The sequence below is a fragment of the Paenibacillus sp. GM1FR genome (genome assembly GCF_002803315.1).
GTDB classification, from domain to species: domain Bacteria; phylum Bacillota; class Bacilli; order Paenibacillales; family Paenibacillaceae; genus Paenibacillus; species Paenibacillus amylolyticus.
In genome coordinates, this window is the sequence record NZ_MKZL01000011.1 from 1,280,996 (window position 1) to 1,305,952 (window position 24,957).

Consider the following 24,957-nt stretch of genomic DNA (forward strand, 5'->3'; position numbering starts at 1 on the left):
AACCATCACAACAATGGTTGAGTTTTAGCCACTGTTATGATGGTTTCTATTCTTGCAACTACTGCCGATGGTTTAATGCCCGAGTTTGTTCTTTCCGACAAAAGTGAGTATTCCGTACTGGGAAGTGTTTCTCCAGCTCTCATTGGTCGTATCATTCCACTTGGCTACGCTCTGCTTACCTCCGCCCTGGTTGTCGTTAATTTGAAGCTCGAAACCGAGAACATTCCCTGCTTTGGGCGTCAATGATTGCAACTGGATTCTGGCTTCTACGAGATATCCTTTATTCGTTGTCTTCACAGCACTTACAAGGCGTCCGGGCGAGGCCCCCCCTGCAAAGGTTCCCACATTGTCAGCACTGATTCTGAACTGGGCATCATCATATTGAAAATACGGTGTGCGCTGGTGATTCTCGTCCAGGAAAATCTCAACCGAATCCTGATCCCATGGGTTGATGCTGTCTGTAATGATGTTTGGATCAGTGACGTCGATCAGCAGATATAGATACTCACCTGACCACATTGCGCGAGCCACTGCCTCTGCACCTTCGGTCTCATTCAATCGTTTTACTTCAAATGGTGCAGCCTTATTCCATAGGGCGTCTTTCTTCCCATCAATCTGAACAATCCCTTGCACAGCTTTTGCAGATTTGGGCATAGGGGCAAGCTGAATCGCGCCGTATTTGCTTGTATCTTGTTCCTGAGACTGTGTTCGATCATTCCAGTACAGTGGATTATAAGGTTGTGTCCCACTTGCACCGCCATCAGTCACGCGGATATCCAAGCCGGCTTCATATTCTGATCCGACTTGGATACCACCCCACGGAATGGACAATTCAACCTGATATCCGGCTTTTGTCTCGCGTACACGATATGAACGCTGCTCCACACCCTCAGCTTTGCCCGACCGCTTAATGATTACGTGTCGGTCATCTGCTTCATATGAAGTGGTCTTGCCATTATTGAGATCAACAAAGAGTTCTACTCTGTCATTCACATCTGCCTTCGCATCCTGAACATCCACGAGGATATACAGGTTACTATGATCCCATAAGGTGCGGAAATTGGCTGATCCCGCAGAGTCACCCTTCAGTGGAGTAGACACCGCTTTGTTCCAGAGCGGATCTTGTGACTGTTTTTTGATATCCGGTTTACCCGAAAGTGAGACGGCTCTCTGTGTCAACACAGGCAAGCTGGATTCATCCACAAGTCCCCAGTATGCTTTTTTGGCCTTCAGGGCTGAATCAAACAGCATAGCCTGGTTGTTGTAAGACTTCTCATCTTGGAGTCCCCATAAGGTAACTGAAGAAATGTGGTCTTTGTGTTTTTTGTACAAATCCAACAGTTCCTTATATCGATACGCCTGCTTTACCGCAACTTCATCGGACATCTCTTCACCAAATGGAATTCCGCTATCCACATCCAGTTCCGTGATCTGAATATCCAATCCAAGTTCGGCGAACATGTTGATCGTTTTTTCAATTTCGTCGATGGGCGGGGATTCCAGGTTATAGTGAGATTGCAAACCCACACCATCAATGAGCCCTTTCTCTTTCAGTCGTTTGACCAACTGATACATATGCTCTCTTTTCTCAGGGATTTCCGTGAAGTATTCGTTGTAATATAATTTGGCATTCGGATCGGCTGCACGAGCGAATTCATAGGTCTTCTCAATGTAATCCGGACCGATTAGTTCATAAAAGGGACTTTTACGTAAACCGTTGGCATCACCATTGCTATCCGCAATCGCCTCGTTTACCACATCCCAGGCATAGATCTTACCTTTGTATCGGGTCATGACAGTTTCAACGTAATCCTGAATCCGGGCAAGTAATAATTCTCGACTCGCAGGGTTACCCTGAGGATCCTTGAACATCCACTCTGCTGCATCAATATGCCACAACAACGCATGTGCGCGTACGCCCATACCATGCTCCTCCGCGAACTGAACATATTGATCGGCTGCCTCGAACTCATAAACACCTTCGGAAGGAGACATGTACTTCGGTTTCATCTCATAGGTTGCGGTCAAGCTGTTAAAGTGCTTTGTGAGCAGTTGTCCATATGCGCCTTCCAACTGCCAGCGATACACCGCTGCACCAATGGGGAAATCATCTTGATACAGGTCCTCCAGAGACAGAATCCCTTCTTCAATCTCCAGTTGCTCGGCCAGAGTAAATGATACATCATCCACATAGAACGATAACGTATCTACGCTATCTTCAGAGATGTAGGGTGTTTCGATGAACAAATTCAATTCAGTGGGATCATCGCTATATTGAAATTTTCCGGTGATCTTGTGCCATGTATTCCATTCTGCTTTGGCAATTTTCACGCTACCGATCGGGTTCCAGCTTTCGGCAGTTGTTTTTTTATGTGTGGTGAGCTGTAGTGTTTGATCCGTGGTGGGCTCCTGAGTAAGTCTTACATATGCCGAAATTTCGTACTCTTGGTTACGCTTAAGCAGATCCTTCATGGATAACATCGGTCCATGATAGGAACGCTCACGATTGGCGACCAGCATGCTGGACTGACCTTCGTATGCTTCCTGCTGTGTCACTGTCAGCCTTTCGCTACCGACACGTGGAGTCCATCCCTGAAGTGTACCGTCTTCAAAGTTTGTGCTCAAATGACCTCCCTCCACTTCCGTAACTGCCTTGGCTGCATGTGAGACATTCGAAAATGGAAGCATGGCGAGTACGAGAACAAGAATCAAGGCAGTTATATTCCATTGACCTAACCGTTTCATACAATTCCTCCTCTTGATTTGGTCTACGTATTTCTGAACGGATTAACATCCAGATAAATAGATTATAGCTCTTTAGACAGCGCTTACATATAACAAATTTACAATAATTACAATAAAAAGTTATCATTTGGTAATGTACTGTAGGTTTAGGAAGCTGGAAATCCAACTCTGTTTTTGCTTTGGTCCGTTATTTTTGTCGGAATCCGATTTGGATATAAAAAAGACCAAAACGATATGCCTTCCCCTACTCACATAAGGAAAATGCAAAATCATTTTGGTCATGCCTGCTTTACCAGTAACAGCATTCAATTCGTTATAATAAATTAGTTAGCAATCACTTTATTCGACATTTTTCTGCAATTTAATTTACTTGATTCGACTTGATTATTAGCGGCCTTCTATAGGCTTCCACCCATTCCCCTTCTCAATTGCCTACATACAATACATTAGACTAATGAACAGGAGTGATGTGATATGACATTTTTACCTCCTTTTGGACCTGGTGGAGGGTTTGGCGGACCTGGGGGTCCCGGAGGACCCGGCGGATTTCCTGGTCCGCCATCGTTCCCCGGGGGTGGAGGCGGCGGACCACAAGGCGTGCAGGCACCTACCGGACCGCCACCATCATTCATTCCACAGCAACCCGCTTCGTTATTTGCGGTAGATCCAAGAGCCATATCCGGCTGTCTGTTTCGCTACACATATATTTGGCCGGATCGTGGTCCCGGCTTCTGGATGTACCCGGTATTTGTAGGTAGAAACTCGGTGGCTGGCTTCCGTTGGAATGGCTTCTTCTGGCTATACACCGGCATTGATCTGCAGCGAATCAGCTCGTTTAGCTGTTTCTAGAAGTAAATCCCCCAGTATGCGGATTAATCCACATACTGGGGGATTTAGATTTATGGAATATTCACCTTGTCTAAAGCAACTTAATCAGCTTTTCTAGCTCATCAACCAAACTCTTTGCAAGTTCAAAATTAGTATCTTTTAAAGCCAATTCAATTTTCATTTCAACAGACTTTTTCTTTTGTTCATTTTCTAGATAGTTTTCATCAAAATGACTAGCATAAATCATCTGTCTAAATTCTTCTATACTCATTTTACTAATCGTTTTGTCCTCAATAATTAAAACATAATCCATACCATTTACAACAGAATAGAAATCATGAGAAATCATGATAATCGCACCTTTGTAGTCTTCAATGGCTTTCTCCAATGCGATTTGTGTATAGATATCCAAATGGCTTGTCGGTTCATCCAGGAGCAATACGTTGGCCTGACTGGCAGAAACTTTAGCCAATTGAAGCATGTTTTTTTCTCCGCCTGATAACGATTCAATCTTTTGATCAAGGATTTCTCCTTCAAAGCCATAGTTTGGAAGATACGATCTAATCTCGTCATACGTTTGAAAACCAGCATCTATGAATTCATTTAGTATGGTATTCGAATCTTTTAACATTTCACCTTGAACCTGAGATAAATAAGCCACTTTAACATCAGCATTGATTTCAATGGAATCCTGATTATTTTTGAAGATTTCTCGGAGTAAAGTCGTTTTCCCGGTACCGTTAGGACCGATCAGGGCTACTTTATCTGTTGATTTGATCTCAAAGTTCACATTTTCCAAAAGCAACTCGTCAAAGGAAACGCTATAGTTATTGACGTTAACCACAACGGTGTCTTCCATTTCCTTATCAATTCCAAAACGGATATTCGGCTGTTTGATATCGACAAATGGCTCTTTTATTCGACGCGCTTCCAATCTCTCTTGAAACTTGACTCTGGCTTTTAACGCTCTTCCTCTGGAAGCTTCCGAATTATACGTGGCGATCTCTCTAAGATTGTCGATGATGTGATCATATCTCTCAATTTCCTCAGCTTCAGCAACTGCGATTTCTTGCAGTTCGATCTTAGACTGAAGCAGTGAGAAGTTATAATCGATATATCGCCCGTCAAACTCTTGGAGCTCTGTGTTTTCTAGGTGTATGATTTTGTTGAAACAATGATTCAACAGATACCGGTTGTGCGTAACGACCAGCAGCATTCCCTTGTGGGTGTTAATCAATTTTTTAAGCGCGTTCAGGTTTTCAAAGTCTAAAAATACATCAGGTTCGTCCATAATCATGAAGTCTGGACGATTCAGCATTTCCTTCATCACTTGAATAAGTTTGAATTCCCCGCCGCTTATGGCGGATATACTAAGATCTTTGAGCTTCATGAGGTTGGCAAGGTTTAACTGTTTATTGATGTTTTTTTCGAAATTATCCCCATCCATCGCCTCGAAGGCATCCAAAGCCAATTGAAGCTTTTCCATCAGGGAATCCATATCCGATGTGGTGGCCATCTCCGCATAAATCGCTGTAATTTCATCTTGTATCTTGATGAATTCTTCTGCGATATATTCAAAAACGGTCATTTCTTTTGTTTTGTCTACTTGCAAAAACTGACTCACATACCCGATTCTGCAATCGGGGTCTATCTCTAACTTGCCCTCGAACAAATATCGTTCCGGATCCATCAGGATATCGATCAATGTACTTTTTCCACTTCCGCTTGTTCCGATAAAAGCACAATGTTGTGCCTCTTCAAACGTAAATGAAATGTTTTTATATAGTTCCTTTTGTGGAAATGAGAAGGATAGGTTTTCAACTTTTATCATAGTGTTACCTTTCTTTACAACTAAATTGGTGGCTAATCTTAAATATATTGTCGAACACAGACTTTTAGAGTAACACTGTTTACCACCAAGTACAATCGATTTTTAGCCCTTACCCTCACTTTGGAACTCTAATACGTTCTATAGAATGATGGCTAGTGGACGGTGGTTACTTCATAAAACACTACTGACATACCGTTGTCAGTAGTGTTTTTGTATAGTTGGAGTAAGCAATTGTATTACTTATTATAGGAAGGATGATATCTCGTGAATTTTGCTTCTGTGCGCATCATTACTGATGACGTGGATCGTCTTGCCGAGTTCTATGAGAAAATCACGGGTGTTTCGGCGGAACGCCCTGCACCTGTCTTTGCCGAACTCGTTATGCCATCGTGCACTCTAGCGATCGGCCACTCCCAGACGGTGCAACTGTTTGGCGCTGGTTCCGCTGTGGCGGCCAACAATCGTACTGTCATTATTGAGTTCCACGTCCACGATGTCGATGCCGAATACGAGCGCTTGAAGCCGTTTGTCGATGAGTGGGTAAAGGAACCTACCACAATGCCGTGGGGGAATCGTGCTGTGCTGTTTCGCGATCCTGACGGTAATCTGGTTAATCTCTTCACGCCGGTGACCGAGGAAGCAATCCAACGGTTCAGTGGTAGGCTATAAAGGATAGTTGAAATGAGCTCACCAGAGGGAGGCATGCTTTCTAACAATCTCAATAAATGCTTCTACTTGGGGAGAGATCCACTTGTTTTTGGGATACAGCAACTGTGTAGCTAGATTTTGTTTGTACTGCTGACCTGAAAGTTTTTCTTCCTTCAGCTCCTTCTCTACCGTAATTCGAGGTAACAAGGATATGCCCATACCGCTCAATATCGACTGTTTCACAGCTTCAATACTCCAGAATTCAATATTGGAAGTAATTCCAATCTGATACTCCTCAATGCATTGTTCAAACAATGTGCGATAACCGCAACCTCTTTCGGTAAAAAGTAAATTGCTTCGTACAATGTCGCGTTGTAGCTCAAATGAATTGGGGTAAAGCAGCATCATGGGCTCCTCAGCCAATTTCTCACTGTACAGATTGGGATCATGCACCTCTGTCCCCAACATGAAGGAAATATCACTTTTACCTTGCATCAGATTCTCTTTATAATATACGGAATCTAATTGGTGCCACTCGATATTGACATGAGGATGCAATTTTTTAAATTCCTCAATAATAGGTGGAAAACGATAAATCAACAACGTTTCCCCAATACTGATCACGATATTACCCGTTAATTCCCCTTGTGCAGCAGTCACTTCCTTAATCATGTGATACAGGTCAAGCATTTTTTGGGCATGTGGCAACAATTTTTTCCCAGTCTCCGTTAAAATAACCCGCTTACCAATTCGATCAAATAAAGGGTAGTTAATCTCCTCTTCCAACGCCTTAATATGCAATGTAATTGTAGATTGCGCGTATCCAAGATGTTCAGCAGCTTTGGTAAATCCCTCGTGTTCCACAATTGTAATAAATGTGACCAAATGACGTATTTCCATCATTGGCTCCCTTCTTTTTAACTTCATTAAAACTGATCGTTTACATATAAACTATCAATTTAACTAATGGAAAGCAATCGTTTATATTCAATGTAGCTCATTAAGAGCCCATTTCATTTTTAATCTCAATCGTTTATGGAAGGGAGTAATCACTATGCAAAAAGCAGCAACGTCATCCATCTTGATTAATGGATATCGAATCGCTTATGAGCAATACGGAGAAGGCTCTCCCATATGGCTCCTTCATGGAACACCGTCTTATAGCTATGAATGGAGAAAAGTAATACCCGCTCTGGTTCAAAAAGGGTACAAAGTCTACGTTCATGACCTTCTGGGATATGGAGCATCCGAAAGACCACTCGAAGCAGATACTTCTGTGGCAGCACAATATACGCTGTTCAGTCAGCTTTTAGACGAACTTGGAATGGATCGTTTACATGTCGCAGCCCACGATCTAGGTGGAATTGTCGGAGTCCAACTGGCCTTGGAACAGCCTGAGCGTGTACAATCGCTTACGTTACTCAACATGCCCAGTTATGATTCGTGGCCCTCACCAACCTGGAAGAAAATTATCGAAGAACAGCTTGAACAGGTTGAACAAATGCCCCGTGCTGATTTTGATACCATGCTAAAGAAACAATTACCCATGGCAGTGTATAATAAAGAGCTTATGACTGGCGATACACTGGATGCGTATCTGGCACCCCATGCAGGTTCATTGGGCAAAGCCTCTTTTTTCTCCCATCAGGTAGCTCACTATAATGCAAAATATACTGAATCCTATGGAACAGATTTACCCAAGCTGAAAGTCCCTGTTCAAATTCTATGGGGCGAGGAAGATGAATGGCAGCCCCTCGCTTATGCAAAAAGGCTTGTCCAGGATATTCCCCATGCCTGCCTACATGTCATTCCCAAAGCTGGTCATTTCGTCATGGAAGATGAGCCGGGGCAATGTTCTGATTATATCGACCGTTTCTGCAATAAACATCCGTGAGTTAGGATGCTAAAGAAAAAACACGAGGCGCGAATGCAGTCCCTCGTGTTTTTTTATTTACTTTAACCTTGGGTTGTATCTTCCGAATACGTTGCTGATTAATGTAATTAGATACTTATTGTATAACATTCAATGCTCGGTACATCATCGCCACAAACTGTGCACGTGTCACTGGTTCATCCGGCTTAAATTTTCCGTTATCCCCGAGTACAATCTCTAGTTCTGCCAGTGCAGCGATGTAATCATAGCTCCAATGCGTTGTAGGAACATCTTGGAAAGCAACTGTTCCACCTGGTTCTATCCCAAGGGCCAGCGTCAAAATTTTAGCCATCTCTGCACGAGTCAGCGAATGGTTTGGATTAAAATTCCCATTGGCTCCATCGACTATTCCTGCTTGTTGCAGTGACATGATGGCTTCATAGTAAGGATGACTTGGTGATACGTCAGAAAACGAAACTGCCTCACGTATGGGTTCAAACTTGAAAGCACGTGTGAATAGTAGAGCCATATGATGGCGCTTGATGTGTTCATTCGGGTGAAAAGAACCGTCTGGATACCCTGCAATTATCCCTTGACTTGCTAGTTCCTCAATCATTCCTTTTGCCCAATGTCCTGAAAGGTCGTCAAAAGTAACGACAGGTGGTTCAGGCTCAGGTTTGGGTTCTTCTGGGGTAGGTTGCGGATTGGGTGTTGGTACCGGTATTGAATTTTGAGGAGGCGGTGGATTACTTCCTCCTCCGTTATTGTTAGAAGGATTGTTTATACTCCACTTCGCATACAACGTCTTATCCGCTGTAATGACATCTTTCGTAAAGTTCCACTGGTTAGTGAGAGAGGTCTCCTTAAACCAACCACCAAATGTATAACCTGGTCTCGTTGGTGTGCTCGGTTCAGTTGCCTGTTCATTGTAAGGTTTATTCTGAAGCGCTACCAGACTTCCTCCATTTGACTCAAAAGACAAGGTATAGTGATTAATTTCCCACGCCGCATACAACAGGACATCAGCTTCGTTTATATGGAAAGTATCATTCGCTACATAGCTTTTCCCACTTCCATCTGCTTCCGTATTCCAACCAATCAACTTAAATCCAGTCTTCACTAGACTTCCAACATTATCGGCGATGGTTACACTACTCCCCGCTTCATAGGTTTGACTATCTAGGGGTACCGCTCCTCCAGTAGCTCCATTCCCGTCATAGCCTACGCTATATTTAATAATGGTGAATACAAGGGTAATCGAATTACCTGCGGCATCTGTAACAACAAGTACATAGGAACCTTCAGCGTCCACAGGTGAGCCACTTATAAAGTTTTGCCCGTTCAATGTTGCTGTACCTTCATTAAAGGTAATGGTTCGGGAGGAATTATAGCTCTCTCCATCTGTTACACCTGTAACGATCGGAGCTGTAGTGTCCAGTACAATACTTGCTTCGGCAGAGCCCATATTTCCTGCTCGGTCGATGAAGCGAACATAAACCGTCTTGCTGCCATCACCTGCTGGCAATGTATAGCTCATGCTTGCTTCATAAGTCTGTTCAGCTGACCATGTAGCGTCATCATTCGAGAACTGCACGGCTACAACATCCGTAACACCTGCTCCTAAAGTAAACCCGAGGGTTACTTCACGATCTGTTGCGTAAGCAGCTCCTCCATTAATGGCAACTGTTCCTGTGGGTGGTACGGTATCTAATGTTACCGTTGAACTGTACTCCACTGATTCATTTCCTGCACCGTCAATAAGCTGTAAAATAATCGCCTTCGCTCCATCTATACTTCCTACATCTATTGTAAAGTTATTCGTATACGCTATGGTTGTTGGTGCTGACCCGTTAACGCTATAGCGAATATTCACAATATCTGTTACGCCCGCTGCTGGTGTCACTTCAACTGCTACATCCGAATCATTTGCGTAAGTCTTACCTTCATTCACAACGACTGTTCCTGTTGGTATTTCACGATCCAGTGTTACGGTTTGTGTAAGCACTGTCGTATTTCCTGCCAAATCAGATAAGCGAATCTGCAGCGTCTTCACGCCATCTTCCTCTGTATCCTGCAATGTATACGATTGTGGACTAGCGCTATACACTACTGAATCGCCGTAATCTTGGCCCGTCTCGCCTAACTCCATATAATCCGTATTACTACTTGTTACCGTTAATAATACAGTAGTTGCATTCGTTACACTTGGGGTTATAAGTGTTAGCGTTCCTGTTGGAGCTGTTGTATCCAAAATAATGCTATTATGAATTACAGTAATATTACCTGCTCGATCAATTAAACGTACATACACCGTTTTATTACCATCTCCAGTTGGTAACGTATAGCTCTTTATGGAACTAAAGGCTTCAACTCCTGACCAAGAACTATTGTTATTAGAAAATTGTACCGCTACCACATCTGTTACACCGTTGCCTAAAGATAGATTAAGCGTTATTTCACGATTAGTTGTATACACGTTGCCATTATTAATAACAATAGAGCCTGTTGGCACTTCGGTATCCCGTGTTATGGTTCTTTGATATTCAGTTGATTGGTTCCCTGCACGATCAACTAGTTTAAATTTTAAGACCTTATCTCCATCATTACTTCCTATAGATAACAAAAAGACTGGTACATAAGGTATTTCTGAAAATGGGGTTCCATTAATCGAATATTGGATATGCGTGATATCAGTTACTCCCGCATCAGGACTTGTTGAAATAAGTACAGACGAACTATTTGTGTATTGGTTACCTTGATTTACTATGACCGTTCCAGTCGGAGGGGTCTTATCTATTTGGAATTGGATCGTTTCTGATTGACTGCCTGCTGTAACTGTTAGTGTATATGAACCTTCAGCAGTAATTTGTGTTCCACTTGTAAATGGACTTCCATTCAAAGTTGCTGTACCGATGTTGAATGTTGGCGTTGGATTTGTATTGTATAGACCGCCATCTACGACTCCAGTTATTTCAATATTAACAATTTCAGAATACGTAATAATCAAATACGGGCCCAAACTGCCATCATGTGCATGATTTTCAGTCATTTGTATAAAATGATCAGCATGTGTTATTCCTGCTTCAGCTGCTTCTTGAGCCGTCATACCCGATAGAATGAAGGTTGCTCTAGGATCAGGTTCCGCGGATTCCCTTGATATGTAGCTAGTAAAATTAAACGGAGCTAATGTAGGTTTAAGTTGGGGGACATTATTGGATAATAATCTTGATTGTGTAGAACCTGACGTTGGAGCTGGTGGCGATGTTATTCCACTATCCTGTGCCCAGCTATGATTTGTACTCGTTGAAACTTTTAGCGAAAAATTAGTTGTTGCCTGAAAAGTACCACCTGTTACAGGCAGATACAGACTCGCAGTTTCAACTTCATACCCTGCAGGGATTGTTGGCAAATTAAACTTTAGTAATACCTGAGCCTCTAAGGGAACACCAAATGTTCCTTGATAGCCTACATCCAGATACCTGAGGTTTCCATCCTCATAAATCATTCCAGACTCATAAATGATAGTTGTATCCTCTGCTGCAAAAATAGGTGACGAAACTACATTGGCAGAAGCTAAACTTTGATTATTAAAAATTACGATAAATGCCATAAACACGATTACAACGAGCATGCTCGCAATCGAGACAACTCTCTTTCTCACCATGTACACTTCCTTTCATACAATTCGTTATTGTTCATAATGACCTCTTTTCATTTGACTCCATCTAAACATCATAGTCTCGTCAGAGGATATTTAAGTCCTACTAAAGTAGTACTCCATAAAAAAGATTGTCGTCCGTCTTAACAAACAAGGAAGCGGCCCCTTAAGGCTCGCTTCCTTGTTTGTCACTCTATCAATTGTAGCTCTCTGGCACGTAGGACAGCTTGCCCCCGCCGTTTTACACCCAACTTGCCGTATATTCTAGATGTATGTGTCTTGACCGTCGTCTCTGCGATCCCAAAGAGTTCGGCAATCTCTCTGTTCGACAAGCCTTTTGCAATTGCTGTTATAATTTCCGTTTCTCGTTCCGTCAGCGGTTCCGTCAGCCCTGGTTGACTGGGACTTGGAACCACAGACGAGGCCTTACTTTCGAAAGCACTCGGGATTGTTGTATTCGCAGCTTCGTCTTGCAGCAGTTTGAGATATATGATCCGTGTCGCAAAAAGCTCCAACATCTGAACATCCCTCTTTGTGAACACACCCGGCATCTGTCGATTTTCCAAGTAGAGTAGATAGGAAGTTTGTTCTCCCGGAGCATCAATGGACATGCATAGAATCGACCTCTGTTTTCTTGCTGCAATATAAGCATCCTTCACCCAAAAACTCTGAAGCGCATCATGCAAAATTAGCGGTTTTCCCGTCATCGTTGTATGACGTAAGACGCTCTCCGCATACAGGCCGGCTCCGTTTTCCTGATCAGTCCAGTCAGAACGACTAGCTTCAATATCGAATTCATTATTTTGACGCTTCAACAACAGACCACGCTCTGCTCCGGCTTGTCGTAAAGCCGTTTCCAATAGATTTACCTTCCAATCGACCTTATTCTGCTGTGCTAACCCATGGATGAGTCGTTGCAAAAGCTCGAGTTCCTCTTCACTCTTCAAGCCTTCACCCGTCTTGGAGCCGTTCTGGTGAGGTAACGATGTGCCGGTTTGAGTCATTTGGATTCGATCCTGTAATACAGGACCTTCATAACGCTTGTATATCGGGTCCAGCAATTTAGCATCTCTGCTTCTAATCTGAGTTACTTTGAAGGTGATTCCCCATTCGGCGTATGCCGCACATGCATCCATCATCGTAATTGCCGCTCCGGATCGGCTGAGCAGATCATCTTGATAACATACCGCAAGCCGTTCGCAAGCAATGGCTTCCAGCAGCACGTATTTCTCGATTCTCGCTAGCCTGATTGCAGCCGTATATTGTTGCATGGCGCTCACCGAATTCCCTGAGATCCGTTCAGCCTCTGCTTTGATTAGCAAGTATGCGGAGGACGTACTGTCCAAGAATCCTCGCCAACTCTTCATTAATCGCAATTGCGCGCGTATGGCCTTCCGGATCCGCTTACGGTCCTCTCTATTCGTCTCGAAATAAGATCCAGTTAACGTCAAAGCCTCGAAAACGCGGTGTTTACGAATTTGCATCCAATCCAGATGTAATTCGTTTCCCCTTCCTCGCTGCGACCAATATAGCGCTTCCTTGTACCTGCCCGACAGATACGCCACCTCGAGCCGGCGACCACAGCTATAGTTATCCTCGTCCTGTTGCTCAAACTCGCTGTCAGCCGGCACTTGTGGAATAGTAACAAAACTGTCGATCAAAGAATCGTCTTGCAGCACTGCTGCGTAACTGCTCGTCAGCCGCATCATGTCCAGTATCTTGTCGTCGGCAACATGTCGCATGTTCTCCTCAAAGTATTGGAGCAAATCATTCAGGGCATATACATTCCCATGATTACACATAACACTGAAAATTAAGGCAGGATTAGCAAAGTCATGATCACCGGCTTCCATCGCTTGACGCATCGCAATGAACAGGACAACAGAAGATTCCAAAGGACTGTCCATTTGCTTGATCATTCCGCTCAGAAACGTAAATACATGCTTTTTCCTGAATGTAGAGGTGTTGGCGATTTGCAGGAACACCTGCTCAGCAATCGGAGTCGCTCGAACAAAGCTCGGAAATGACCTTTGCACAATCAGTTCGTATGCACCGATCATTGCGGCTAGGGACTCATTCACCCCTTTATGCAACCCATAACGAATAAATCGGGCATACAATTCCAGAAGCGATCGCGCATCGTGTGCAAGCAATGGAAGAAACAACAGCTCCATTACATGGCATAATTCTTCATAATCCTCATCGAGTGGGTCGGACAGCAGAAGATGCTTCTCCCGTTTTCGATGTAAGAGGATCGCGGTTCGGGTCACTTCCTTGCCTATAGACAACAGTGTACTTTTCTTCTCAAGCTTCCAACCATAGGATCCTAGCGCCTCCATTCCAAATTGAACCGCAGTCTCATTGTCCGCGAGTGCATGGAATTGGATTAAAGGTGCCCAGATTTTGAGCCGCTCTGATCGGCTCAGTCGATCGCTGTCTTGGTTCAAGTCCACCAGCAGTTTTTTCGCCCGTGCACTATTGCCACCCATATACTCCGTCCATGCTAATACCAGCTGCAATCCGACATCGAGTGTATCTGGTACATCAACTTTGCATGTTGCCAACAGATGAAGCCCATTTTCGGCATAATGCTTCCCTTTCGCATAACGCGCGGATGTCAACGCCTCTTGTCCCGCTTGAAGATTGTGCTCGATTAATTGCTTCGTTTCTTGCTCCGATAATACCGAAGCAGCCAAGTTCAGATGATCAATCGCTGTTCTTGACAGGTCATCACGCGACTCTGACGTGCGATCTAGTAGCATACGTCCAATTGCTAGGTGTCGGTGGATATTGCGTCCTGAATCGAAGGCATATGCCATTCGGTGAATGAACTCATGGGCAAACACATAAGTTGAATCCTGTCCATGTTCTTGTCCTGCTTCGTCTTCCTGATAAATAAATCCTTTTGCTTCCGCCTCTTGAAGATTACGGAATACCCTATCCACTGCTATGCCACACACTTCGGCCAAGAGTGTTAACTGAAATACCGGACCTATTGCAGCCGCCATAGCAATGAACTCCTTCCGATCTTCCTCAAGCTTGGAGAAGCTTATCTCCAGCAGCCGTAGATGTTCTTCCGACCTGCTTCGTTGCCGGGTTATTTCTGAGTCCCATACCCACTGACGTCGTTCCTCGTCAAAGTGTAGTCTGTTCTCCTTTAACCATTCCTCCAGTAAGAGACGAACCGAGCCGGGATTACCACCTGTCTGATCATAGACAGACCGTGCCAGAAGTTGAATGCGAGCGGATTTCTCATATAGAACATCAGAGATCAGTTTCCTCACATCCTCGTAAGCCAGCGGAAGCAGAGTCACTTGTTCCTCTGGATTCGCACGGCATCTTTGGCTTAACCAAATCAGAAATTCCTCTTGATCAGCATTCGCTTCATCCTCAGCGGAAGTGATCATCTCCTCCGTACGATAAGCCCCGATTAGGAATAATCCATGCGCTTTTTGTGATAATGCAAGTTCTCGAATGACGTCTTGTGTACCTTTGTCGATCCACTGTAGATTGTCCATAAACAGAACAAGCGGTGGTTTGCTTTCAGCCATACAACAGATCAAGTCGGGCAGTAATTCTTCAAACCGGTCCCAGACCTTCGCATCGTTGTTGAACAATAGTTTGGCCTCGGGCCAGCAGGAGACGATTACCTGCATTTCTGGTTCGAACTCGGCTTGAAGTTTGGATTTCAGACGTGTAATGATTTCAACCGGCTCACTCCACAGTTGATAGATCCATTCCCGCATCCCCTGAAGGATCGGACCAAACCGCATGTTTTGTTGAGAAGGTTCCGCTTTCATAGTAATCAGCCGGCCTCCATGCCGCACGACGTTTTGTTGGATTCTATGGACAAGCGTCGTTTTACCCGTTCCCTCTTTGCCTATTACCCAACGAAAGGCATTCATTCCTTGAAAAGCTTGTTCCAGTCCGGTCTCCATTTGCACCACTTCGGCACGACGTCCATACCACGAATCGGATAGGGAAAGCGTCCGGATTTTATCGAAACGTCCCACTTCCAATGGCGTAAACACTCCATCGTTATCCATCAGGTTCTGATACAACTTCAGATCTTCAAGCACCCCATATGTACTCTGATAACGCTCCACCTGTGATTTGGCAAGTAATTTCATCAGTATCGCTTGCAGTGTTTCGTCTAACTCCGGTCGAATATCGGATAAAGGATGAGGAACCTTACGGGTGTGTACGGTATCCCAGTTGTCATCATTGTCAGCATGAAAAGGCAATTGCCCGGTCAACAACTCGTAGAGAATAACACCTAATGCGTAGAGATCACTGCGTTCACTCGGCACGAGATTGAGTCGTGCAAATTGCTCTGGAGAATGATAAGCTGCATGACTTTCCGTATGCCAGGTTATATGCGCCGTTTTCCCCTGCCACTGCACACTGATATGGTCAGGGCTAAGGTATCCAATGATCCTATTCTGCTCGTGTTCACGCTGCACCATTTCGGCCAGTATAATAGATAGTTCAATGAACATAGTAAGCTCTATTGGGGGATCTGTGATGTAGTCTCTTAAAATCTTGATGTTCATGCACACCTATCTAAGTTATATTTCGTTTCGGGATAAGGATATGTATCAGAATTTAATAATCAAAATTTTGGTTTGATGAAATGGATTTATTAAGATACTTACTTAAATGAATTTTAATCTATGATGCATGTAGAGTCTAGCTTACGTAATATAGGAAGAGGAAGCAGACGTTACGCTTTTAAATAGGTATGAATGGTTAGAACTTAAATAATAAAAGGCGTTTGCTCAATTTCTGAGCAAACGCCTTTTATTATAATGTTATTAATTCTTGGTCTAGTAATCTGTGATCAGTGTTATTAGATCAACTCCGATTTTTTTAGCAGTCATTGAATAACGACGGCAACTTCAGCTCGGGTGATAGCTGCTTTCGGTGTGAGTGTGGTGGCGCTCCCGATTAGGTTCTTCAATAGTTGTTGGAACCGCTAACTCTTCATCGTTCATCTATTCAGACTTCCTGTCCGGTATACTTTTCTAGCGATGCATAAATGCCTTTTTTGCGGGCACGCTTAATGATTAGTCCAAAGAGGCAGCGTTGCAGCCAGAGTGGAATACCAATGATCAGTGTGTTTTGTAATGTTAATACTAAAGCGGTATGGGCGAGAGATTTAGGATTGCCCTTCTCATCGGTTAATCCATCGTCCATAAGTCCGTAATGAATGCGTACGGATTGCTCGAACTTGCTTGGTGGCGTTAATCGAACGCGAAATACAACAGGATGATCGTGATCATTTGTAAATGTATGTGGCGTTCTGAGCGGGGCAACGCAACGTTCACCAGTCACTAACAAGTGCTTTGTTTTACCCAAGGTAACTGTGAGCGAACCAGCGATCACTTCAAATTCCTCTTCGAAGTGATCATGAATATGTAGGGGTGGACCTTTGCCACGTGGTGGAAGTGCGACTTCTATTAATAAATATTCACCGTTCGTATCCTTTGCCGTCTCTATAAACGTAATTTGTTCACCTGTCACTTTATTCGTAACCGTTTGTTTCACTGATAATCGCTCCTTGTATTCATTCATTGCACAACAACCGATAAAAGTATCCTGATTGTCTTCGCACAAAAAAGCTCCTATAATTCAATCCCAACTAACATTGTAGAGAGAATTATAGGAGCTTGTAGTCATACGAAAGTAGTACACTGCCATGAAAAGAATGATAACTAATATACTTCTAGCTGTGACGCTCTATCCTGTCGGGAAGATGACAAAAGTCATATAAACGAATGAATTTGTTCACTTATAAAAAATTTAAATATCCTCGATACTTAGGTTACACAAAAAAACAGACGAGGTGCTTACTATGAATGTATTATCTTTAACAATCTCGATACTAATTGTCCTGCTAATTTTGAGGGGTTTATTCAGGGCAGTAAGAAACCCTTGCACGGAAACTTTTAATTCCGATCTTATATATCTCTACATCTTTGTTTGAGTTGTTTGACCCTGCGCTGGTGATTACGACTGGCAGAATTATTAGCTCGGTTGCAATAGGTGCGATTCTATCGATCCCATTAATTCTGGTGACGCAATTTGAACGGAAATCAGATGGCGGGATGTATTATAAAAGAAACGTATCTCTCTATGTTTTCATCGTTGTTATCTTTGGGATCCGCTTTTTTGACTTCATGTTCATCACAGACATTGATCCCAAAACACTGGGATTCCTGAATAATGTAATCGCCCTGTTTATCTTGGAAATCATTACAATTTCTTGTCCTTGGCTAGGGAGAAGAACTTGTATCGATAAAACAAAAAAAGCCGCTATATAGCGACTTCAAAAGGGCCATCTTCTTTCCCCTCGATAGAGCAAAGCACAAAATTGGGATTGAGTATTAATTTACGATAATTCTACTCCAGATATCTACCATTGGATCCTCCGCTATTTGCTTAGGAACAGTAAACCCTCCAATGTTTGTAAAAGATATTCCTACCGGACGAAGACACTCTGCTACATACTCTGAACAGATGTATTCATCGTCATCTTCTCGTCTACCTATACCCGTAGTAAGCCTTAACGCTATCTTTGCTAAATCTTTGGTTCCATATTTTTTCCCCAATAAATCTAGGGCTCGTTGCATGATACGTAACGTTGTGGTTTTTTCTGTATTTGGGCTAACGAGTAGATCAGAAAGAATGTTATGTCGACCGATAAATACATCCCCATTATAAGGCTTATTTGTATTGTTATAATTTTGTACATAGGATGATAACGGCACCATGTGCACGCCAATTGTCTCAACACTTTCTAGAACCATAAGACGATCGTGGAACCACATCAGCAAAGCAACGTGACTATAAGGGGAATTGGTTGCTTTTTTTATTAATTCACTCATTGGTCCGTTACCACTACAAAATAGAAAATCTCCATTTTTAATTTGATCTCGGATATTTAGATATTGACTTGACTCCATGACCATACATCCCTTCGTTTCGTTTGCCTTTTAACATACCCAGCAATCAGGTCTTCTATTATATTCTTACTCCTCGACACGGGTCCCCTTTCACGCAACTGACCGCAAATAATGCGCATCCCTTTGGTCAATCGTCCAAACAAAGTCGTAATTCGCTGGTAATACCACTTCGTTACGTTATTTTTCTGCATGTACGCACGCCATCCTACCAGAAATGCAGAAGGTCAACGCTATGACCACCACGTAAATTGAAATATGATAGCGAGACAGCACATCACGCAATAGATCGATCTTTCGTTTTCCCAGTAATCTCAAATACTTAAATTGTCGAGCATGAAGGTGGGATCCCGTCGTTCAGTTGTTCAAGCTTGTCTGCGATAAGTTGAATATCTTCCGAAGCCCATTATTCTCTTGTGAAAGGTAGCTTCCACCAACGTATTAGGAGATTCGTTACGTTGACTTATTAACGATTCCTCATTTATAATTCGGACATTAAGAGCCTGGTAGACATGGCTTCCATGGATGTTTGGGCTATCGATCTGTAACAAACTCAACAGTGAAAGATGTGAGTGCACTATGGTTAAAGAGAGATTATATTACGGTAAAGATATCGAGGTCATGTTTAATTCGGATGTCTGCATTCATTCCGGTATTTGCGTAAAGGGCCTTCCTGCTGTTTTTGATTTAAGCAAGCGTCCTTGGGTTGATCCTGATGGTGACACTTCGGAGGCCATTGCCCGGCATATTGACACATGTCCAAGCGGAGCATTGACGTATAAGCTTCTGGACGGTGAATATTCAACAAAGAAAGAGGATGAACATGCATAACGTAGAACATGAACCTGCCAATAAAAGATTCCTTATTCAAGATAACGGTGATATTGCTGCGGTGATGACCTATGTAATCTCGAGTCCAGAGCTATACATAATCGATCACACCTTGGTGGAAAATGCTTACCGAGGACAAGGGCTTGGCGATGAACTTATCAAAGCTATGGTGGAATACGCGCGGGAAAACGGTATTAAGATTTTACCTCTATGTCCGTTTGCCAAGGGACGTTTCGAACGTATCTCCGAATACGCGGATGTTCTCCATCAATAACAAATATTCGAAGCGGATTTTCATGTGGTTACACAACAATAAAAGGCGTCTATATCATTTTCTGAATGATATAGGCGCCTTTTTCTTTTTACGTATCCTACTTTACTTTACTATATCGCTTAATCCAACAATAGTTTCAAACGGTCGCAACACCAGTGGCAGCAAGCCATTCTCATAGTTGGTAAGCCAGATCTCTGAGAAGTTGAGGCCGAGTTCTTCTTCCCCAAGCTGCACAATATCTTCAGAAAGATTGATTACTACCAGCACCTGTTGGTCTGCCAGTGTACGTGTATATGCATATACACTCGGGTGATCCGGCATAAGAAGCTCATAAATACCATAAGTCAACGTATCGTGTTCTTTTCGCAGCTGAATCATTTGTTTATAAAAGTGAAGGATGGAACCTGGTTCCTGGAGTTGTTTCTCTACATTAATATGGACGTAATTGTCATTCACTTTTAGCCATGGCGTACCGCTGGTAAACCCGGCCTCTTTGGCCGAAGACCATTGCATCGGCGTTCTGGAGTTATCACGACTCGAAACCCAGATGATGTTAATGATCTCCTCATGCGACATCCCCTCTTCGCGTTTGATCTGATATAAATTCCGATCGGCTATGTCGTTATAATCCTCTATGGAAGGGTAAGCTACGTTTGTCATGCCTATCTCTTGCTACTGATATATGAAAGGGGTGCCTTGCATGAAAAAGTACATGGCTCCAAGTGCTGTGGCACTTTCATACCAATACTCCGTATCATTTCCCCAGGATGAAACTTTGCGAGGCTGATCATGATTTTCAATAAACAATGCATTCCAACCTACGCCTTCCAGTGATTTTTGCCACTTGGTCAAGACGTTTTTCAATTTGGGAACATCCAGTTGCCTGTCTGTGCTGTTTTTCCAAAGGTCCAGGTGTTCGAATTGGAAGACCATATTAAATTTCCCTCTGACTTCACAGATCCAATCCAGCAGATCTTCTTGGTCCTCTACCTTAACTCCATTTGCTTCCCCAACAGTCACGACGTCATATCTGGATAATGTATTCTCTTTCATTTCTTGCAGATAGCTCTGGATTCCCTTGACATTCATATGCTTTTCAAAAGAGGAGATGTACTTGACGCCTTCTCTTATTGGCATGTCTAAGAGACCCTCTTCTTTGTGAATATGGCTGATGGCATCCACACGGAAACCATCAATCCCTTTATCCAGCCACCAATTCATCATTTCATATATGGATTTCCGAACCTCCTGATTTGCCCAATTCAAGTCTGGTTGTTTCTTGGAAAACAGATGGAGATAGTACTGTCCGGAGACTTCATCATATTCCCAAGCAGAACCGCCAAAGATGCTCTCCCAGTTATTTGGTTCGTCTCCATTCTTCCCATCTCTCCAGATGTACCAATCTCGTTTGGGGTTATCCAGCGAAGCTCTGGATTCAATGAACCATGGGTGCTCATCACTTGTATGATTGATCACCAAGTCCATGATGAGTTTCATGCCGCGGTGATGCACTTCATGCAGTAATTGATCAAAATCCGCCATCGTGCCGAATTCATCCATAATGGAACAGTAATCGCTGATGTCATACCCATTATCGTCGTTAGGGGACTTATACATTGGACAGATCCATATCAGATCAATACCGAGATCTTGAATATAATCCAGTTTAGATATGATCCCCTGGATGTCACCAATGCCATCCCCGTTGGAATCCATAAAACTTCTCGGATAGATTTGATAAGCTACTGCTTCTTTCCACCATACTCTTTTCATTGAATATAATCCTTCTTTCTTGAGAACTGAACATTATATAACGTATTATGCTTTAATTATGAATAAGGTACATTCTGGCTTCATATGGACGTAATTTGCTCTCCGAGAGTTCACCTGTATAGTTAGCTATCAAAAGCTGATAGGCCCCTGTTAATTGCTCCTGAAGCGGGAGTTCAGTCGTATATCCTTGGAAATTGCATACCACAAGAATTGTCGTACTATTCAACGTTCGGGTATAAGCAAATACGTCTGGGTTCTCTGGAAAGATCAACTCATAATCACCATATACGATGACTTCATGATCTTTTCGTAATTGGATTAACTTCCGGTAATAATGGAATATGGATTCAGGGTTATTCAAACTTTCCTCGGCATGGATATGCGTATAATTTGGATTCACCTTAATCCAAGGTTCCCCTTGTGTAAAACCCGCGTTATCCGAAGTATCCCATTGCATAGGTGTGCGTGCATTATCACGTCCCTTGGCGTAGATCGACTCCATCACACTTTGTTCAGGATAACCTTTGCCCATTCTTTCCTTATAAAAGTTGAGCAATTCAATATCCCGATAATCCTCGATCGTATATTGAACATTCGTCATCCCCAATTCTTCACCCTGATATATGTAAGGCGTACCTTGCATGCCATGAAGAAGGGTAGCCAACATTTTAGCCGATTCGACCCGGAATTCTCCATCATTTCCCCAACGTGATACGATTCGAGGCAAGTCATGGTTATTCCAGAACAGACTGTTCCAGGCATCACCCTTAAGCTCCGTTTGCCACTTGGACAGCACTTTTTTTAATGCCATCACATCCAAAGGTTTAAGATCCCACTTTCCTTTGCCTTCTTGTTCATCCAAGCTGATGTGTTCAAATTGGAAGACCATTGAGAACTCACTTCCGTCCGGGTTGCTGTACAGTTTGGCGATCTCCGGGGTGGCGCCCCATGTTTCTCCAACCGTTAGCAGGTCTTCCGCTTTTTGAAATGTCTCCTTGCTCAGTTCCCTAATATATTTATGCAAATTAGGTCCGTTTCCCGTAATCTTCAAATCCGGTTCTTTACCGATTAAGTCGATCACGTCAAGTCGAAAACCACCCACACCCTTGTCGATCCACCAGTTGATCATGTTGTATATTTCCTGCCGGACTTTGGGGTTTTCCCAGTTGAGATCAGGCTGTTTTACGGAAAATAGATGTAAATAATATTGCCCGATCTCAGGCACCCATTTCCAGGCTGAACCACCGAAGGTGGACCCCAAGTCGTTTGGGGGCGTTCCTTCAACGCCATCTCTCCAGATGTAGTAGTCATGGTACGGATTGTCTTTACCTTTTTTGGCTTCTAGAAACCAGGGGTGTTCATCCGAGGTATGGTTCAAAACCAAATCCATGATGATCCGAATGTCTCGTTTCTTGGCTTCAAGAATTAACGTTTCCATATCTTCCAAAGACCCAAACATCGGATCGATGTCCTGATAATCTGAAATATCATATCCGTAATCATCTTGAGGAGACTTGCAAACAGGTGATAACCAGATCGCACCAATGCCGAGTTGCTGCAAATAATCCAATCGGGACACAATGCCCTCCAAGTCGCCAATTCCATCACCATTATGATCTTGAAAGCTGAGTGGATATATTTGATATACGACGGTTTCTTTCCACCATTTTTTATTTTCCATGTTCCATTCAACCTTTCTAGGGTTATTCTTTGACCGATCCTACAACAATGCCCGTCACAAAGTATTTTTGCAGCAAGGGATAAATCAGCAATAGCGGGATAACAGCAACTACGATTTTGGCTGCATTCAGGTTTTTGTTCGATATTTCAGTCAGGTTACTGAGTTCGCTGGAATTGGTGCCCGCTTGAAGCAAATCAGCAATATTCACGTTAAGGGACTGAATATAGGTCATTAGCGGATAATTACTCACTTTGGTCATATAGATCAACCCGCCGAAAAAGTCATTCCACGTACCCACGATACTGAACAAGGCGACTGTCGCCAGTGCAGGAATGGATACGGGAACATACACTTTGAACAATACCTGGAGCGGATTGGCCCCATCGATGAATGCTGCTTCTTCAAGCGCTTTAGGTACAGCGGAGAAGAAATTCATCACGAGAATGACACTGAATATGGGGACAGCGCCTGGCAGAACAAGTGCCCAGATCGTATTCAGCATGTCCAGGTTTTTGATCAGCAGGTAACTCGGAATCATGCCTCCACTGAACAACATGGCAAAAATCATGATATTCATATAAATGTTTCTGCCTTTAAAATCCCTTTTCGATTTGGATAGTGGATAAGCCATCAAAATAATCAAAATCATGTTAAGCACAAGAGCTAGCGCAACACGTAGAACGGATATACCAAAGGAGCGCCAGAACTGTGCATCTTCGATAATTTTGGTATACGCTGCTGTTGTGAAATTAACTGGAACGAGACCTACTGCGTTCGCGGATACTGCCTCGCTGCTGCTGAATGAAATGGCGACGATATTCCATAACGGAAGAAGGCAGACCAATGCCAGCATGATGACGATGGCATAGATGGCAAACCGGCCGATTCGATCTTTTAAGTTTGCAGAATAGGACACAGGTTTGGCCTCCTTAGAATATTTTTCTGTCCGTATATTTTTTGGCCAACTGGTTGGCAGACATGAGCAAAACAATACCGATGACGGACTTGAACAAGCCAACTGCCGTACCGAAGCTATACTGTCGTCCAACGAGACCGATCCGATAGACATAAGTATCCAGAATGTCGCCTGACTCATAGACAACCGGGTTATACAGATTATAGACTTGATCGAAACCGGCGCTCAAAATGTTGGTCAAGCTCATTACGCCCATGAGCAGAATAATAGGCAGCATGCCTGGCAATGTAATATGCCACACTTTTCTCCACCAACTTGCTCCATCCATTCCTGCCGCTTCATACAGACCGGGATCAATGGACGTAATTGCAGCCAGATAAACGATGGAACTGTAACCAAACTCTTTCCATACGTCTGTACCGATAATCAGTGGCTGGAACCAGGTGTTGCTGCCAAGGAAATTAATATTTTCGAGGCCAAAGAACGCCAACATTTGATTCACAATGCCATCCAAACTGAACATGTTGACAACAACCGATGCCAGTACAACCCAGGATAGAAAGTGTGGCAGATAAACAATCGTCTGCACAGATTTTTTAACGTATTTGATACGAATTTCATTTAATAAAACGGAAAAAATGATGGCCATCATCGTTCCGAGCAGAATCTTGCCAATCGCAATCACCAACGTATTGCTGACGACCTGCGCGATATCCGGAAGCTTGAACATATACATAAAATGCTTCAGGCCTACAAATTCGGAGCCAAACATGCCCTTGGCCGGTATATAGTCCTGGAACGCCGTAATGATGCCGACCATTGGAACATAGCTGAATACAAGCAAAAACAAAATGCCCGGAAGCATCATCATATGGTACATGGCACCTGGGCCGAGCCGCCCTCTCGCTTTCCAATTCCCCTGTTTCATGGATGAACC

At 43.3% G+C, this 24,957-nt stretch carries 16 protein-coding genes and 1 pseudogene; 6 read left to right on the forward strand and 11 right to left on the reverse strand.

Annotated features, from left to right (window positions below; genetic code table 11):
• Positions 1–72: 72 nt before the first annotated feature.
• Positions 73–2,745, reverse strand: coding sequence for an endo-1,4-beta-xylanase (locus PAEAM_RS11450; protein ID WP_100527575.1), 2,673 nt, complete (start codon positions 2,743–2,745; stop codon positions 73–75).
• A gap of 474 nt (positions 2,746–3,219) precedes the next feature.
• Between PAEAM_RS11450 and PAEAM_RS31775 the strand changes: the two genes are divergently transcribed.
• Positions 3,220–3,594 carry a collagen-like protein gene (locus tag PAEAM_RS31775; RefSeq protein WP_165789880.1) on the forward strand — a complete coding sequence of 125 codons (375 nt, stop codon included), beginning with the start codon at positions 3,220–3,222 and terminating at the stop codon, positions 3,592–3,594.
• A gap of 70 nt (positions 3,595–3,664) precedes the next feature.
• Here the strand turns inward: PAEAM_RS31775 and PAEAM_RS11460 are convergent, their stop codons facing one another.
• The gene (locus PAEAM_RS11460; protein ID WP_100527577.1) at positions 3,665–5,404 is read right to left on the reverse strand and encodes an ABC-F family ATP-binding cassette domain-containing protein; all 1,740 of its coding nucleotides are present in this window, start codon (positions 5,402–5,404) and stop codon (positions 3,665–3,667) included.
• Between the two features lie 264 nt (positions 5,405–5,668).
• On the opposite strand from PAEAM_RS11460, the gene PAEAM_RS11465 reads away from it, so the two are divergent.
• Positions 5,669–6,073 (forward strand): VOC family protein, encoded by a 405-nt coding sequence (locus PAEAM_RS11465; protein WP_100527578.1) that lies wholly within the window; start codon positions 5,669–5,671, stop codon positions 6,071–6,073.
• A gap of 18 nt (positions 6,074–6,091) precedes the next feature.
• Here the strand turns inward: PAEAM_RS11465 and PAEAM_RS11470 are convergent, their stop codons facing one another.
• Entirely contained in the window at positions 6,092–6,955 is an 864-nt protein-coding gene (locus PAEAM_RS11470; protein WP_083684771.1) for a LysR family transcriptional regulator, read from the reverse strand.
• Between the two features lie 151 nt (positions 6,956–7,106).
• Here PAEAM_RS11470 and PAEAM_RS11475 point away from each other — a divergent pair, with 151 nt between their 5' ends.
• Positions 7,107–7,946 (forward strand): alpha/beta fold hydrolase, encoded by an 840-nt coding sequence (locus PAEAM_RS11475; RefSeq protein ID WP_100527579.1) that lies wholly within the window; start codon positions 7,107–7,109, stop codon positions 7,944–7,946.
• Between the two features lie 115 nt (positions 7,947–8,061).
• On the opposite strand, the gene PAEAM_RS11480 is transcribed toward PAEAM_RS11475, so the two are convergent.
• The 3 genes from PAEAM_RS11480 to PAEAM_RS11490 all read right to left on the reverse strand — a co-directional run bounded on the left by PAEAM_RS11480 (position 8,062) and on the right by PAEAM_RS11490 (position 17,157).
• Complete coding sequence (locus PAEAM_RS11480; protein WP_165789881.1) at positions 8,062–11,535, reverse strand: S-layer homology domain-containing protein; 3,474 nt, start codon at positions 11,533–11,535, stop codon at positions 8,062–8,064.
• Between the two features lie 236 nt (positions 11,536–11,771).
• On the reverse strand, positions 11,772–16,136 hold the full coding sequence (locus tag PAEAM_RS11485; RefSeq protein WP_100527581.1) for an AAA family ATPase: 4,365 nt from the start codon (positions 16,134–16,136) through the stop codon (positions 11,772–11,774).
• A 445-nt stretch (positions 16,137–16,581) separates the two neighbouring features.
• Complete coding sequence (locus tag PAEAM_RS11490; RefSeq protein WP_100527674.1) at positions 16,582–17,157, reverse strand: cupin domain-containing protein; 576 nt, start codon at positions 17,155–17,157, stop codon at positions 16,582–16,584.
• 377 nt (positions 17,158–17,534) lie between these two features.
• On the opposite strand from PAEAM_RS11490, the gene PAEAM_RS11495 reads away from it, so the two are divergent.
• Entirely contained in the window at positions 17,535–17,906 is a 372-nt protein-coding gene (locus PAEAM_RS11495) for a CcdC protein domain-containing protein (protein ID WP_100527582.1), read from the forward strand.
• Positions 17,907–17,969: 63 nt separating this feature from the next.
• On the opposite strand, the gene PAEAM_RS11500 is transcribed toward PAEAM_RS11495, so the two are convergent.
• Positions 17,970–18,548: a YiiX/YebB-like N1pC/P60 family cysteine hydrolase gene (locus tag PAEAM_RS11500; RefSeq protein ID WP_165789882.1), complete on the reverse strand. Its 579-nt coding sequence runs from the start codon at positions 18,546–18,548 to the stop codon at positions 17,970–17,972.
• A gap of 576 nt (positions 18,549–19,124) precedes the next feature.
• Here PAEAM_RS11500 and PAEAM_RS11505 point away from each other — a divergent pair.
• Both PAEAM_RS11505 and PAEAM_RS11510 read left to right on the forward strand, forming a co-directional pair.
• Positions 19,125–19,376 (forward strand): (4Fe-4S)-binding protein, encoded by a 252-nt coding sequence (locus tag PAEAM_RS11505; protein WP_100527584.1) that lies wholly within the window; start codon positions 19,125–19,127, stop codon positions 19,374–19,376.
• On the forward strand, positions 19,369–19,650 hold the full coding sequence (locus PAEAM_RS11510; RefSeq protein WP_036615433.1) for a GNAT family N-acetyltransferase: 282 nt from the start codon (positions 19,369–19,371) through the stop codon (positions 19,648–19,650). Before PAEAM_RS11505 ends, PAEAM_RS11510 begins: the two co-directional genes overlap by 8 nt.
• Before the next feature lie 102 nt (positions 19,651–19,752).
• Here PAEAM_RS11510 and PAEAM_RS11515 read toward each other — a convergent pair.
• From PAEAM_RS11515 to PAEAM_RS11530, 4 genes and pseudogenes are all read right to left on the reverse strand, one after another.
• Positions 19,753–21,423 (reverse strand): annotated as a pseudogene (locus tag PAEAM_RS11515) (glycoside hydrolase family 13 protein).
• A gap of 52 nt (positions 21,424–21,475) precedes the next feature.
• Positions 21,476–23,104 (reverse strand): glycoside hydrolase family 13 protein, encoded by a 1,629-nt coding sequence (locus PAEAM_RS11520; protein ID WP_100527585.1) that lies wholly within the window; start codon positions 23,102–23,104, stop codon positions 21,476–21,478.
• A 22-nt stretch (positions 23,105–23,126) separates the two neighbouring features.
• Positions 23,127–24,020 (reverse strand): carbohydrate ABC transporter permease, encoded by an 894-nt coding sequence (locus PAEAM_RS11525; protein WP_100527586.1) that lies wholly within the window; start codon positions 24,018–24,020, stop codon positions 23,127–23,129.
• Positions 24,021–24,033: 13 nt separating this feature from the next.
• Positions 24,034–24,948, reverse strand: a complete 915-nt coding sequence (locus tag PAEAM_RS11530; RefSeq protein ID WP_047843154.1) for an ABC transporter permease — start codon at positions 24,946–24,948, stop codon at positions 24,034–24,036.
• Positions 24,949–24,957: the final 9 nt, after the last annotated feature.

Excerpts from the sequence above, each read along its gene's own strand:
- PAEAM_RS11450 (WP_100527575.1), bottom strand. The coding sequence starts at position 2,745 with ATGAAACGGTTAGGTCAATGGAATATAACTGCCTTGATTCTTGTTCTC.
- PAEAM_RS31775 (WP_165789880.1), top strand. The coding sequence starts at position 3,220 with ATGACATTTTTACCTCCTTTTGGACCTGGTGGAGGGTTTGGCGGACCT.
- PAEAM_RS11460 (WP_100527577.1), bottom strand. The coding sequence starts at position 5,404 with ATGATAAAAGTTGAAAACCTATCCTTCTCATTTCCACAAAAGGAACTA.
- PAEAM_RS11470 (WP_083684771.1), bottom strand. The coding sequence starts at position 6,955 with ATGATGGAAATACGTCATTTGGTCACATTTATTACAATTGTGGAACAC.
- PAEAM_RS11475 (WP_100527579.1), top strand. The coding sequence starts at position 7,107 with ATGCAAAAAGCAGCAACGTCATCCATCTTGATTAATGGATATCGAATC.
- PAEAM_RS11480 (WP_165789881.1), bottom strand. The coding sequence starts at position 11,535 with ATGGCATTTATCGTAATTTTTAATAATCAAAGTTTAGCTTCTGCCAAT.
- PAEAM_RS11485 (WP_100527581.1), bottom strand. The coding sequence starts at position 16,136 with ATGAACATCAAGATTTTAAGAGACTACATCACAGATCCCCCAATAGAG.
- PAEAM_RS11490 (WP_100527674.1), bottom strand. The coding sequence starts at position 17,157 with ATGAATGAATACAAGGAGCGATTATCAGTGAAACAAACGGTTACGAAT.
- PAEAM_RS11500 (WP_165789882.1), bottom strand. The coding sequence starts at position 18,548 with ATGGAGTCAAGTCAATATCTAAATATCCGAGATCAAATTAAAAATGGA.
- PAEAM_RS11505 (WP_100527584.1), top strand. The coding sequence starts at position 19,125 with ATGGTTAAAGAGAGATTATATTACGGTAAAGATATCGAGGTCATGTTT.
- PAEAM_RS11510 (WP_036615433.1), top strand. The coding sequence starts at position 19,369 with ATGCATAACGTAGAACATGAACCTGCCAATAAAAGATTCCTTATTCAA.
- PAEAM_RS11520 (WP_100527585.1), bottom strand. The coding sequence starts at position 23,104 with ATGGAAAATAAAAAATGGTGGAAAGAAACCGTCGTATATCAAATATAT.
- PAEAM_RS11530 (WP_047843154.1), bottom strand. The coding sequence starts at position 24,948 with ATGAAACAGGGGAATTGGAAAGCGAGAGGGCGGCTCGGCCCAGGTGCC.